This window comes from Phyllobacterium sp. 628, assembly GCF_014189505.1.
Lineage (GTDB): Bacteria > Pseudomonadota > Alphaproteobacteria > Rhizobiales > Rhizobiaceae > Phyllobacterium.
On record NZ_CP050301.1, the window covers coordinates 859,370 to 872,144 of the forward strand.

The following is a 12,775-nucleotide window of genomic DNA, read 5'->3' on the forward strand; positions in this document are numbered from 1 at the left end:
CGTCATCCTCGGGCTTGACCCGAGGACCCACGGCTAGGAAGCACAGTTATTTCACCGCGTTCGATACATTCCAGATTCCGCAATTCTCAATGACGATGAGTTTTGCGCAAGCCCTTCGTGGGACCACATCAAGTGTGGGAGTACATAAAAAACTCTTGCCGTGGGTCCTCGGGTCAAGCCCGAGGATGACGGAGAAGGGGGTACCCCAATGATGAAGAGAGTATGCCAAGTTGGTAATGGGACTGGTAGACGGAATAATCACATCGGCCTACTTCGTCCCGTACATCCTATCACCCGCATCGCCCAGACCCGGCATGATATAGCCCTTTTCGTTCAAATGGCTGTCGATGGCGGCGGTGAATACCGGCACGTCCGGGTGCGCTTTTGTAAACCGTTCGATGCCTTCCGGCGCTGCCAGCAGGCACAGGAAGCGGATATTGGTCGCACCGCGATCCTTCAGCTTCTGGATGGCGGCGATGGCCGAATTGGCAGTTGCGAGCATCGGGTCAACAACAATGATCAGCCGGTTGACGATGTCTTCCGGTGCCTTGAAATAATATTCCACCGGTTGCAACGTGTCATGATCGCGATAAAGCCCGATATGGGCGACGCGGGCTGCCGGCACCAGATCGAGCATGCCTTCCAGAAGGCCGTTGCCCGCGCGCAGAATTGACGCGAAAACCAGCTTCTTCCCCTCAAGCACCGGCGCATCCATTTCCATCATCGGGGTCTGGATTTTGATAGTCGTCAGTTCCAGATCGCGCGTGACCTCATAGCAGAGCAGGAGCGAAATCTCCTTGAGCAACCGCCGGAACCCCGCTGTGGACGTGTCCTTGTCGCGCATAATGGTAAGCTTGTGCTGGACAAGCGGATGGGAAACGATCGTAACGCCCATGGAAAACCCCTTTACTCAAAATTTGGGAAACCTTAGCTGTTCGCAGCCGATCCCGCAAAGTCTGCATCCCCGGCACGCACAGTTTTGTCGCTGTCGAGCCGCGCAATCAGCTGGTTTCGTGTCTCTTCATCCACATAGGCGGCTTTCAGCGCAGTCCGCGTGACCTCCGTCAGCATAGTCTCGTCATAGCCGAAGAATTCTGCCGCGATGTCATATTCACACGTCAGGTCCGTATGAAAATAAGGCGGATCGTCGGAATTGAGTGTCACCGGCACACCCGCTTTGGCCAGCGCGGGCAGCGGATGCGCGGGAAAATCGGGGTAGACCTGCAGCGAAATGTTCGATCCGGGACAGCATTCCAGCAGGATTTGCTCTTCCGCCAGCCGCCGCACAAGGTCAGGATTTTCAATGGCCCGCACCCCATGGCCGATGCGTGATGGCTTGAGCGCATCCAGCGCGTTGGCAACGCTCTCCCAGCCGGAGAGCTCGCCCGCATGGACGGTGATACCCAAGCCTGCATCCCGCGCCACATCGAACGCCTGGGCAAAATCACGGGGGTGATGCATGCGCTCATCGCCCGCCATGCCAAAGCCTGTCACCAGCGGGTGCGGGTTCTCGGCAATGTATTTCGCTGCCTGCATTACTGCTTCCGGTCCCTTGTGACGCAGGCCGGTAGCAATCATGCGCGATTCGATGCCGGTTGCCGCCTTGGCCCGGCGCATACCCTCCGCCAGTCCTTCGATATAGGCGCGGGGTGACAGCCCGGCACTGATCGCATGGTCGGTTGAAATGAAAACTTCCGAATAGATCGCATCCTGTTTGGCAAGGGAAAGCAGATAGTCCTCGGTCAGATCAGCATAGTCCTCCTCGGTGCGGAACAGCGCCGATGCCTGATCGTAGGCATGGAGAAACGAGGTGAAGTCATGCCAGACGAACTTGCCGCCGACGATAAAAGCCGAAACATCGGCGCCGTATTTGGCAGCTTTTCGCTCGACCAGACCCGGCGAAGCAGCCCCTTCAACGTGACAATGCAGTTCAGCCTTCAGGACCATGCGGGTTCTCCATTCGATAAAATTCGCAGCGCGTCGCTTCATCGCGCAACAGACAATAGCCTTCTGCGTTTCAATCTTCTATTGTCCAGCCAACGAAATCAGCAGGTAGCACAATGAGCCAGCAACGCACCGGTGCCCATGGCGGCATGGAAACATCCTTCGGCTTTCAGGATGTCGGCGATGGGGAAAAGCAGACACGCGTCAATGACGTCTTTCATAAAGTCGCCAAGCGCTACGATGTGATGAACGATCTGATGTCCGGCGGGCTGCATCGCGTCTGGAAGGATTCGATGATCGCTTGGCTGGCACCGTCCAAGACCGCCAACTGGAAAGTACTGGATGTGGCTGGCGGCACCGGCGATATTGCCTTCCGCATTGTCGAAGCTTCGAATCGCAATGCTCACGCCACGGTGCTGGATATCAACGGCTCCATGCTCGGCGTCGGTCGTGACCGCGCTGAAAAGCAGGGGCTTGCCGGTAACACCGAATTTGTCGAAGCCAATGCAGAGGAGCTGCCGTTCGAAGACGCCAGCTTTGACGCCTATACGATTGCCTTCGGTATCCGCAATGTACCGCGCATCGATCACGCGCTGGCAGAGGCCTACCGGGTGCTGAAGCCGGGCGGGCGTTTCATGTGCCTCGAGTTTTCCGAAGTGGAGCTGCCGGTTCTCGACAAGATTTATGATGCGTGGTCGTTCAACGCCATTCCGAAGATCGGCAAGGCGGTTACCGGCGATGCGGATTCCTATCAATACCTGGTTGAATCCATTCGCAAGTTCCCGCGCCAGTCCGATTTCGCCGAGATGATCCGCACGGCAGGCTTCGAGCGTGTCAGCTGGCGTAATTTTACCGGCGGTATCGCCGCCCTGCATTCCGGCTGGAAGTTGTGACGTTCTGAATGAGTAAGCTTGCAGCAACATTTCGCCTGATCCGGGCCGGATGGATCATGACGCGCGAAGGCGTTATTTCCGCACTGCCTGCCGAGGGGCTGAGCGGTCTTCCGGCGTTTGGTCATCGCGTCGCCGGGCTTTTGGCCCGCCGGCGTGCCCGCACGGCACGCCGTTCAGAGCGTATGTCGCGCGCTATCAACAAGCTCGGACCATCCTATGTAAAGCTCGGCCAGTTTCTGGCTACGCGGCCGGATGTCGTCGGAACCGAAGTAGCCGATGATCTGGCGCTTTTGCAGGACCAGCTGGATTTCTTCCCGATGGAGGCTGCGGTCAAAGCCATCGAGGGTTCGCTTGGCCGCACAGTCAGCGACCTCTATGTCAGTCTTGGCGAACCGATAGCTGCAGCGTCGATTGCGCAGGTGCATCCCGCTTATGTCAAAACCAATGGCGAAGATCGCAAGGTCGCCGTCAAAGTTGTGCGGCCCGGCGTGCGTCAGCGCTTTAATAATGATCTGGAAAGCTTCTTTCTGGTGGCAAAATGGCAGGAACGTTATGTGCCCGCCACCCGCCGTCTCCGGCCGATCGAAGTCACCCGCACTCTGGCGCAGACCACGCGTATTGAGATGGATCTGCGGCTTGAAGCGGCGGCTCTGTCGGAAATCGGCGAGAACACCAAAGACGATCCGGGTTTCCGCGTGCCGACGGTCGATTGGGAGCGTACCGGGCGCGATGTCCTGACGCTGGAGTGGATCGACGGCATCAAGATGTCGGATACGGAAGGGCTGCGTGCCGCCGGTCACAACCTGGTCGGTCTGGCCGAAACGCTGATCCAGTCCTTCCTGCGCCATACGCTGCGGGACGGATTTTTCCATGCCGACATGCATCCGGGCAACCTGTTCGTTGATGATCAGGGCCATATTGTTGCAGTAGACTTTGGCATCACCGGCCGCCTCGGCAAGAAAGAACGGCGGTTTCTTGCCGAAATCCTCTTTGGCTTCATCACCCGCGATTATGTCCGGGTTGCCGAAGTACATTTCGAAGCCGGTTACGTGCCGCACCACCATGACGTCGCGAGTTTTGCCCAGGCGATCCGCGCCATTGGCGAGCCCATCCATGGCCAGCCTGCCGAAACCATTTCCATGGCCAAGCTGCTGACGCTGTTGTTCGAGGTCACCGAACTCTTCGACATGGAAACCCGGCCTGAACTGGTCATGCTGCAGAAAACCATGGTGGTGGTCGAAGGCGTATCGCGTACGCTCGATCCGCATTTCAACATGTGGAAGGCCTCCGAGCCTGTCGTTGGCGATTGGATTCGCCGCAATCTCGGGCCGCTGGGTATTCTCGCCGATGCACGCGAAGGCGTGGGCGCATTGTTGCATATGGCGCGTCAGGCGCCGGATCTCGTGGCACGGGCCGACCGCCTCTCCAAAGAGCTCGACCGCATGGCGGAGCAAGGTTTCCGCTTTGATGACGAGACCGCAAAAGCCATAGGGAAGGCAGAGGCGCGGCATACGCGTTCCGGCCGTGTTGCGCTTTGGGTGATTGCAACTTGCCTTGTTATTATTACATACGCTCTTCTTTTTGCTTGAATTTACGGCTAAAGTGATTGCAATGATTGCACTTCCGGCAATCAATTGCGCAGGAGTGCAATCATATGGCCAGCATCACCATCCGTAATCTGGATGACGCCACCAAGGAAAGGCTGCGTTTACGCGCCGCAGCCCATGGCCGTTCCATGGAAGAGGAAGTGCGCCTGCTGCTTGGTGAAATCACCCATGATGGTGTTTCACCCTCCCCCTTGTGGGGAGGGTCGGACCAAAGGTCCGGGGTGGGGGTTCAACAGTCCGGATTTCCCCCCGCCCCGCCGCTTCGCAGCGACTCTCCCCACAAGGGGGAAGGTAAGTACGTTCTCGCTCAATCGCTCACCAACCGGCGCATCCTGCTCATCATTGGCGGCGGTATTGCAGCCTATAAATGTCTCGATCTGATCCGGCGTCTGCGCGAACGCGGCGCGCATGTCCGGCCCGTCCTGACCAAAGCGGCCGAGGAATTTGTCACGCCGCTTTCCGTTGGCGCACTGGCCGCTGACAAGGTCTTCACCGAGCTGTTTTCACGGGAGGACGAACACGATGTCGGCCATATCCGTCTGTCGCGTGAAGCTGACCTCATCGTTGTGGGTCCGGCGACAGCGGATCTGATGGCCAAGATGGCCAATGGCCACGCTAACGATCTCGCCTCCGCTGTGCTGATGGCAACGGACAAGCCGGTCCTGATCGCTCCGGCCATGAATCCGCGCATGTGGAATCATCCGGCGACGAAGCGCAATCGCACAACGCTGGAAAAGGACGGCATTCGCTTTGTCGGTCCCAATAGCGGCGAGATGGCTGAAAGCGGCGAAAGCGGTGCTGGCCGCATGGCCGAACCACTGGAAATCGTGGCTGCCATCGAAAAGCTTCTGGATCGCGGACCCAAGCCCTTGGCTGGCAAAACCATCGTGATGACTTCCGGCCCGACCTATGAACCGATTGATCCGGTCCGTTACATCGCAAACCGCTCCTCGGGCAAACAGGGTCATGCCATTGCCGCTGCTCTGGCCCGGCTTGGCGCTACAGTGCGGCTGGTTTCCGGCCCGGTCACCATCGCCGATCCCGAAGGCGTATCGGTGGTCCACGTGGAATCAGCGCGGGAAATGCGCGATGCGGTTGAGCAGTTCCTTCCTGCCGATGCCGCTGTCATGGTCGCCGCCGTTGCCGACTGGCGGACCGCCAATGAAGCCGGCGAAAAGATCAAGAAACAGCCGGGCGAGGCCGCGCCTGCGCTGCAAATGGTAGAAAACCCGGATATTTTGGCCGGTATTGGCCATAACAGGCAGCGCCCGCGCCTCGTTGTCGGCTTTGCGGCGGAGACGCAGGACCTGCTTACGAACGCCCGTAAAAAACTCGACAAGAAGGGCGCGGACTGGATTGTCGCCAATGATGTCAGCCACACGACAGGAGTCATGGGCGGGGATCGCAACGCGGTGCGGATCGTCACCCGCTCTGGTGTCGAGGAGTGGCCTGACATGAGCAAGGAAGAGGTCGCCGAACGGCTGGCGGAACGGATCGCCGCCGCTTTGCAGACGATCGAAGTATGACGTTCACGCTTAGATCGGCGCAGCCCGCCGACGCGCTTGATCTTGCAGCCTTGTCGATTCAAGTCTGGCTGCACACCTATGCCAAGTCGGGTATACGTGGGCACCTTTCCCGCTATGTTTTCGACGCGTTCACGCAAGAAAAACTTGCGGCAGAAATTGCCGATGCAACAAAACATCTAATTCTATGCGAGGTAGATGAATGCCTCGTCGGGTTTGTCAAAATCGGCCTTCCTGCCCATTGTCCTATTCGGCAGATCAATACGCCTGAAATCGAAACGCTCTATGTGCAGGCGCATTTTGCCGGGCACGGCATCGGCAGTGCACTGTTGCGGGCAGCAATGGATCATTGCCGCGAACGTGGCTGGAGCGACGTGTTTCTGTTGGTAAATCTTGAGAATAGCCGCGCAAGGCAATTTTACGAAAGCAAGGCGTTCGACAGAATCGGTACGGTTGATTTCGTGCTGGAAGATGAGCGCCATGCCAATGCTGTTCTCGTCAAAAAGCTTTAGTTTCTCTGCCACTCAAGAGGTCGTTTGACTTGGCGCGGCACAGCGGTCAGAAATGCCGACACATTCATTGCTTACGGACATACCATGACCGCCACTGTTCCTGTCGTTGAAACCGAGCGCCTTATCCTGCGCGAGCATCGCCTTGAGGATTTTGAAGCACTCCATGCCGTGTGGACACTGCCTCCCGTCTACGAGTTCATCTCCGGCAAGCCCTCGACGCGCGAGCTTTCCTGGAGCCGCCTGTTGAAATATGCGGGACTGTGGGCTCTGAACGGCTACGGCTTCTGGGCGGTGGAAGACAAGGCCACCGGCCGTTATATCGGGGATCTCGGTTTTGCCAATTTCCTCCGGGATATCGAACCGCCTTTCGGTGATACGCCGGAGATGGGCTGGGTTCTCGATCCGGAAATTCACGGCAAGGGCTATGCCAGCGAGGCCGTGGCTGCGGCGGCAGCGTGGGGTGATGGCTTCTTCAAGCAGGACCGCGCGGTCTGCATTATCTCGCCTGAGAATGCTGCTTCCATTCGGGTTGCTGAAAAAGCCGGCTTCACGCAGATTGGTGAAATTCAGTATACGGGTGAAACGGTGTTGCTGCTGGAACGAAAGTTCAGGCGATAATCCGATATACGAAAGGCCGGTATAAACAACCGGCCTTTCGTTTGAAATTACGTAAGTAAATACTTACCAATTGTCATCCTTCTGTGAAACATGATGGATGATCTGATTCGGGCTGCTGATCCAGAAATCCTGATGTCCTTCGGGCAGTTTCTCGATCTCGTCGCAGCGAATAATGCCCGCGTCTTTGAGATGCACAGCGGCGATCCTAAGATCATCAGCTGCGATTTCGAGCCACAGTTCCGTCTGGCTCATCCCCGGCGCCTTGTCGATCCACAACTGGTTTGAGCCGAAGTGAAAGCCGATAGAAGGCAAATGGTTTTCCAGCAGCTTCAGGCCGATCACATCGCGGTAGAAGGCGACTGTTGCCTCATACTGGTGCGGCGGAACTTTCATGGCAATGTTGCGGCTGCCTTCATAAGCAGGTTTCATCGGTTTTCCCTTGGCGTTCACTGGGGTAGGGCCCGGTCGTACTCGCCCTCAAGCTGTTCCATTTTCGACCAGAAAATGGCGGGCTTTGTGCCATTGAGCTGGGCGATGAGCACGCTGAGGTGGGTGTGCCATCCGCTGGCAACGCTGACCATGCCGCCACGGCTGGAAAGGCGGCTATGGGTAACTGTCAGCAATGTATCCGGTCCGACGGCCTGCAATTCGAAACTGACCTCGGATGGCTCGCTTTCGCCGGACCATGTAAAGGACAGGAATGTCGGCGGCTCGCAGCGCAACACCGTGCCAGTGTTCTTGGTGCCTTCATATTTGCGGTATTTCTCCGGGGTCGGCTCGCTCGACAGCTGCGAATGCTGGAACGTCAGCTCGACAGGGCCACCTGCGTGGTCGGCCATCGGGCCTTTGGCAAGCCATTTGCCGCGCTTTTCCGAGTCTGTGATATAGTCCCATACGCGCTCCACCGGTCCCGGCAGAAGCCGTTCGATGCGGACTGTACGCTGTGCTGTGGCAACGCCAAGCTGGTCATTTCCCTGATGCAGACTCATGATCCTACTCCTTTGTACCTGGTTTGGTTTTGGAAGCCTTCGCCGGCTTCCGTTTTGCCTTTGCGGCCTGCGCGCGGTCTTCGGCACGCAGCATGTCTTCCAGATCGTCCAGGCGCTCCTCCCAGAACTGTTCGTAATAACGCAGCCATTCCTGCGCTTCGGCCATTCGCGCCGCCTGCAACGTGCAGATATGTGTCCGGCCCTGAACGTGGCGTTGAACCAATCCTGCTGCCTCGAGCACCTTGATATGCTTGGAGGCTCCGGCCAGCGACATATTGAACGGTGTCGCCAGTTCGCTGACGGTGCGTTCGCTTGTCGAAAGCCGGTGCAGCATGGCCCTCCGCGTCGGATCGGAGAGAGCGTGAAAGACGGCGTCGAGATGAGGGGCGTAATGTTCAACCATAAGGTTTAATATACGCACGCAAATTTCATTGTCAACTGATTGGTTTAATGTTTTTGCTTTTCAATTTGGCTTGGCTATATCGAACCCGTGCCCTGATTGGTTACAGGTCACGGGATAGCACTCGAATTTCACGATAAAGCTGGGATCAGGCGGCTTTTTCGCGGACCTGGTAATCCTTGATCGCCGCAAAGCGGATGTCTTTCCAGCGTTCAGCTTCATAGGACAGCGAGAACGAATTCTGCGCCAGAAACACCGGGTCATTGTCGAGATCATGGGCAATATCGGCGCGGTGCGCGTCAACGAAACGCTGCAATTCCAGCGGATTGTCGGCAGAAATCCAGCGGGCAATGGTAAAGCGCGCCGGTTCGAAGCCGACAGGCAACGTATATTCGACCTTCAGCCGCTCGGTCAGAACATCGATCTGCAGCGCGCCAACCACGCCAACAATTGCAGGCGATCCATCATCCGGCAGGAACAGCTGAACAACGCCTTCTTCCGCCATCTGCTGTAGAGCTTCACGCAGCTTCTTGGCTTTCATTGCATCGTCAAGCCGCACCCGGCGCAGGATTTCCGGAGCAAAGTTGGGAACGCCGCGGAACAGAATGTCCTCGCCCTCGGTCAGCGTATCGCCAATGCGCAAAGTGCCGTGGTTGGGAATGCCGACCACGTCGCCAGCCCAGGCCTCATCGGCAATCTGACGGCTGCGGGCAAAGAAGAACTGCGGCGCTGACAGGCTCATTGGCTTGCCGGTACGCACCAGCTTGGCTTTCATGCCGCGGGACAGCTTGCCGGAGCAGACGCGCAGGAAGGCGATGCGGTCGCGGTGGTTCGGGTCCATATTGGCTTGAATCTTGAAAACGAAACCGGTCATCTTGTCTTCGGTCGCCTCGACGCGGCGCGTATCGGCGTCCTGCGCGCGCGGGCTCGGGCCGAAATCGCAGAAAGCTTCGATCAGGTCGCGCACGCCGTAATTGCGCAGCGCCGAACCGAAATAGACCGGCGTCAGATGGCCTTCGCGGAACGCCTGCAGGTCGAAGGGATTGCAGGCATCGCGCGCCAGCGTCACCTCGTCGATCCATGCCTGACGTTCATTTTCGGGCAGCAGTCCCGACGCGCCGGAGGCCTCCGGGCCATTAACGGCAACGGGCACTTCTTCCTCGTCGCGGCGGCGCACCGTGTTGTCCTGTAGATTGTAGGTGCCGGCAAAGCTCTTGCCCCTGCCGATTGGCCAGGTGATCGGTGCAGTATCCAGCGCCAGCTTCTGCTCAATCTCGTCGAGAATCTCGTAAGGATCGCGGCTTTCGCGGTCCATCTTGTTGACGAAGGTAACAATCGGGATATCGCGCATACGGCACACTTCGAACAGCTTCAGCGTCCGCGCTTCGATACCCTTGGCCGCGTCGATAACCATGACAGCACTGTCAACGGCGGTGAGGGTACGATAGGTGTCATCGGCAAAATCTTCGTGGCCCGGCGTATCCAGCAGGTTGAAGATGCAATCCTTGTATTCGAAAGTCATCACCGAGGTGACAACCGAAATGCCGCGATCACGCTCAATATTCATCCAGTCCGACCGAGTCTGGATACGGTCCTTCTTCGCCTTTACCTCACCCGCCAACTGGATGGCTCCGCCGAAAAGCAGCAGCTTTTCGGTCAGCGTGGTTTTACCGGCGTCCGGGTGCGCGATGATCGCAAAGGTACGGCGTTTGGAAACGGGATGGTCGGCAGAAGACATGAAGCAGCTCGAACTCAATAATCGTAGGGTTGCGCGCCTTCTATCAGCCGAAGCCTTTGCCGTCGACTGTCAATTCTGAATAGCACCTTTGCCGCGTGCTGGGAGAAATGAACAACCTACGAATATTAGGCTTATCTTCATCCATATCTCATCCGTGACTATTGGCGTCATCGGTTAACGCATAATAACTTGTTAGGACATTGTTATACGTCACGGGGACAGCTTGGCGGGACGGCTGCAATTTGGCTGTTTTTGCTTCATTAAGCAGAATTTGGGCAAGTTCATTTGGCGCCATCATTAAATCGATGGGAATTGTTTTGCCCCATCCTGCGGCTTGGATTCTGCTGCCTATGGCTCCAAAATCGAAACCAACCGGATAAATACCGGCAATAAGGGCGGTGGACAGCGTATAGGAATATGTTTCCGGCCAAACCGCGGGGAACCAGGCGATATCGGCGTCGGCATCCAGCAGCTTTGTTTCCGCATCGTGTTCTTCGTAAGGACCTGTGCAGATCACATTACCAATTGCGTTAAGCTGGTTATCCCGGTCCGTATAACCCACAACGACAAATTCCAGGGGAAGATCAAGGTTCTGACTGGCTGTAGCAACGTCCGCCAACAGAATTGATCCTTTATGGGGTCCAATCGCTCCCAAAACAGCAATTCTATATGTGGACCGTTTCTTCGGACCGCTTCTATGTCCTGCCGCTTTTTGCGTTATTTCATGTGGTTTAAGCGTAAATTCAAGAGAAGCATGAAAACGTCGCATGCGTTGAGCAACATCCATATCCGGCACAAATATGCGTCGCGCGCCATGCAGCAGCCGCGAATATCGCTCCCTCCAATCCCAAACCGCAGGATGTCCAAACGGCGATCCATTATGAAGTATACAGGTTTCACAGGTCGCAATGTCAGGCTCTGCACAATAGATGCCGCTATCATCGATCAGGTTTATCCGCGGACAGACGGACATATAATCATGCACTGTAAAGTCGTAATTCAGTCCCGCACCCTGGCAAGCCATTCGAAAAAAGTCAGGCGAACACTGCGGAAAATCGGCGAGATGGTGAATATGCACATGGTCTATGCGGATTTTCTTCAGATAGCTGATAAAGCTGCTCATGTCAGAAAGCACGTTAAACTGCGGTAAATTAGGAATCAGCTCGGCGGTGCAATCTTCAAGACAGATTTTGTTCGGGTCGGATGCATGAGTTCGACAAAAGACGACCTTTACGCCATCTGCTTCCAGTTTTGCTGCCAATTCACGAGCATGACGCTCTGTTCCGCCTCCCCGGCGATGAGTTACAAACAGAATTGGCCCGCGTTTGGAACGATAGTTCAAGCGGGCAATATCCAATGCCTCACGGTATGGGCGGATAGGGTCAGCAGCAATGAAATCGGCAACCATTTGCAAATAGCCGGGGTGCAACTCCTCTACCAGTTGAACAGCGGCGTTAACCCGCGCAGCTTTGCTGGCGCCGAATGATGCAGCGCCGTAATGGCGGACAAAAACATCGGATGTCATGATGTTGCGCCAACCCGCGGCCGCTATTCGGCGGCATAGGTCATTTTCTTCGCCATAGCCTTTGCCGAACTGTTTTTCATCAAACAGGCCTGCTGTGTCGAGGCAAACCCGGCGGATAAACATGCAGAAACCCACCCCTGTCGGAATTTCTACCTGTTTACCTGCATTGGCTTGCGCGGCAAGCTGATCAAGTTGGGCGTCGCTTATTTCGAGTTTGTTCCAATTGTCGTGGATGAATTTTGGGTAGCTGCAAATCTCCGCATTGTTGGAGAACGGTGTTACGGTGCCATTTGTCGGGTCAGCCAAAGCGGCGGCTTTCAGACGATCAAGCCAATTGCCAAAAACTTCGGTATCGGAATTCAACAGTACAATATCTCTGTCCTGATGGAGTTCCATTGCGTAGTTGCAACTCTTCACGAACCCTCTGTTTCTGGCATTCGCGTGCAACTCAAGAACACCTTTGTCCGAAAGCTTTTGAAGAAGTTCAGAGATCTGACGCTCCGGACTATAATCGTCGATAACGATGAGGCGGTACTGCGTCTCCTGTCTCGCTGACAATACACTGTAGAGGCAACGGGCAGTTTCGTCGTATCCCCGATAAACCGGAACGATGACATCTACGACGGGTTCTGCATCCGCCGTGAACGAGGCGAGCAGCTCTTTCCACTCGTCGTCGATCGGAGCAGATGCTGGAGCCGATACTTCTTTCGAAGTAGCCCGGGATTGAAAAGGCAGGCGACCCTCCGCCTTTCCATATTTTATATAATGGAGCAGAGGATTCATCGCTGACGCTTTCACATCATCATAGGTGGACAGGTAGTGTTGGATGCAAAATTGGGGACATGGATCTACATTGTGATGCCAGCCCACGTGCAGAAAATGTCCGATGGGATCTTCTATGAGACGTTCATCATCCGGCCATTGGCGGGTATAAAAGACTTCATCGAAGAGACCACTGGAAGCAACCAGATCGTGCTCCGAGAAGTCCTCATTCGGACTCGGAGTTGTTACAGATATTTCGATCAC

At 56.2% G+C, this 12,775-nt stretch carries 12 protein-coding genes; 5 read left to right on the forward strand and 7 right to left on the reverse strand.

Annotated features, from left to right (window positions below):
* Positions 1–268: 268 nt before the first annotated feature.
* Complete coding sequence (upp, locus tag HB779_RS05800; protein WP_188344825.1) at positions 269–895, reverse strand: uracil phosphoribosyltransferase; 627 nt, start codon at positions 893–895, stop codon at positions 269–271.
* Between the two features lie 32 nt (positions 896–927).
* Complete coding sequence (locus HB779_RS05805) at positions 928–1,947, reverse strand: adenosine deaminase (RefSeq protein WP_188344826.1); 1,020 nt, start codon at positions 1,945–1,947, stop codon at positions 928–930.
* A gap of 113 nt (positions 1,948–2,060) precedes the next feature.
* Between HB779_RS05805 and ubiE the strand changes: the two genes are divergently transcribed.
* From ubiE to HB779_RS05830, 5 genes are all read left to right on the forward strand, one after another.
* Complete coding sequence (gene ubiE / locus HB779_RS05810) at positions 2,061–2,837, forward strand: bifunctional demethylmenaquinone methyltransferase/2-methoxy-6-polyprenyl-1,4-benzoquinol methylase UbiE (RefSeq protein ID WP_188344827.1); 777 nt, start codon at positions 2,061–2,063, stop codon at positions 2,835–2,837.
* Positions 2,838–2,845: 8 nt separating this feature from the next.
* On the forward strand, positions 2,846–4,426 hold the full coding sequence (gene ubiB / locus HB779_RS05815; protein ID WP_188344828.1) for a 2-polyprenylphenol 6-hydroxylase: 1,581 nt from the start codon (positions 2,846–2,848) through the stop codon (positions 4,424–4,426).
* A gap of 65 nt (positions 4,427–4,491) precedes the next feature.
* Positions 4,492–5,970, forward strand: coding sequence for a bifunctional phosphopantothenoylcysteine decarboxylase/phosphopantothenate--cysteine ligase CoaBC (coaBC, locus tag HB779_RS05820; RefSeq protein WP_244642468.1), 1,479 nt, complete (start codon positions 4,492–4,494; stop codon positions 5,968–5,970).
* Entirely contained in the window at positions 5,967–6,479 is a 513-nt protein-coding gene (locus HB779_RS05825) for a GNAT family N-acetyltransferase (RefSeq protein WP_188344829.1), read from the forward strand. Before coaBC ends, HB779_RS05825 begins: the two co-directional genes overlap by 4 nt.
* 84 nt (positions 6,480–6,563) lie before the next feature.
* On the forward strand, positions 6,564–7,097 hold the full coding sequence (locus HB779_RS05830; protein ID WP_188344830.1) for a GNAT family N-acetyltransferase: 534 nt from the start codon (positions 6,564–6,566) through the stop codon (positions 7,095–7,097).
* Positions 7,098–7,160: 63 nt separating this feature from the next.
* Here HB779_RS05830 and HB779_RS05835 read toward each other — a convergent pair whose 3' ends face one another.
* The 5 genes from HB779_RS05835 to HB779_RS05855 form a co-directional block, all read right to left on the reverse strand.
* Positions 7,161–7,526 carry a VOC family protein gene (locus HB779_RS05835; RefSeq protein WP_188344831.1) on the reverse strand — a complete coding sequence of 122 codons (366 nt, stop codon included), beginning with the start codon at positions 7,524–7,526 and terminating at the stop codon, positions 7,161–7,163.
* 17 nt (positions 7,527–7,543) lie between these two features.
* Positions 7,544–8,086 (reverse strand): SRPBCC family protein, encoded by a 543-nt coding sequence (locus tag HB779_RS05840; RefSeq protein ID WP_188344832.1) that lies wholly within the window; start codon positions 8,084–8,086, stop codon positions 7,544–7,546.
* Positions 8,087–8,090: 4 nt separating this feature from the next.
* Positions 8,091–8,489 (reverse strand): helix-turn-helix transcriptional regulator, encoded by a 399-nt coding sequence (locus tag HB779_RS05845; RefSeq protein WP_188345795.1) that lies wholly within the window; start codon positions 8,487–8,489, stop codon positions 8,091–8,093.
* A gap of 145 nt (positions 8,490–8,634) precedes the next feature.
* The gene (locus HB779_RS05850) at positions 8,635–10,224 is read right to left on the reverse strand and encodes a peptide chain release factor 3 (protein ID WP_188344833.1); all 1,590 of its coding nucleotides are present in this window, start codon (positions 10,222–10,224) and stop codon (positions 8,635–8,637) included.
* 148 nt (positions 10,225–10,372) lie between these two features.
* On the reverse strand, positions 10,373–12,775 hold the full coding sequence (locus HB779_RS05855) for a glycosyltransferase (protein ID WP_188344834.1): 2,403 nt from the start codon (positions 12,773–12,775) through the stop codon (positions 10,373–10,375).

Excerpts from the sequence above, each read along its gene's own strand:
- coaBC (WP_244642468.1), top strand. The coding sequence starts at position 4,492 with ATGGCCAGCATCACCATCCGTAATCTGGATGACGCCACCAAGGAAAGG.
- HB779_RS05845 (WP_188345795.1), bottom strand. The coding sequence starts at position 8,489 with ATGGTTGAACATTACGCCCCTCATCTCGACGCCGTCTTTCACGCTCTC.
- HB779_RS05840 (WP_188344832.1), bottom strand. The coding sequence starts at position 8,086 with ATGAGTCTGCATCAGGGAAATGACCAGCTTGGCGTTGCCACAGCACAG.
- ubiE (WP_188344827.1), top strand. The coding sequence starts at position 2,061 with ATGAGCCAGCAACGCACCGGTGCCCATGGCGGCATGGAAACATCCTTC.
- ubiB (WP_188344828.1), top strand. The coding sequence starts at position 2,846 with ATGAGTAAGCTTGCAGCAACATTTCGCCTGATCCGGGCCGGATGGATC.
- HB779_RS05825 (WP_188344829.1), top strand. The coding sequence starts at position 5,967 with ATGACGTTCACGCTTAGATCGGCGCAGCCCGCCGACGCGCTTGATCTT.
- HB779_RS05830 (WP_188344830.1), top strand. The coding sequence starts at position 6,564 with ATGACCGCCACTGTTCCTGTCGTTGAAACCGAGCGCCTTATCCTGCGC.
- upp (WP_188344825.1), bottom strand. The coding sequence starts at position 895 with ATGGGCGTTACGATCGTTTCCCATCCGCTTGTCCAGCACAAGCTTACC.
- HB779_RS05805 (WP_188344826.1), bottom strand. The coding sequence starts at position 1,947 with ATGGTCCTGAAGGCTGAACTGCATTGTCACGTTGAAGGGGCTGCTTCG.
- HB779_RS05835 (WP_188344831.1), bottom strand. The coding sequence starts at position 7,526 with ATGAAACCTGCTTATGAAGGCAGCCGCAACATTGCCATGAAAGTTCCG.
- HB779_RS05850 (WP_188344833.1), bottom strand. The coding sequence starts at position 10,224 with ATGTCTTCTGCCGACCATCCCGTTTCCAAACGCCGTACCTTTGCGATC.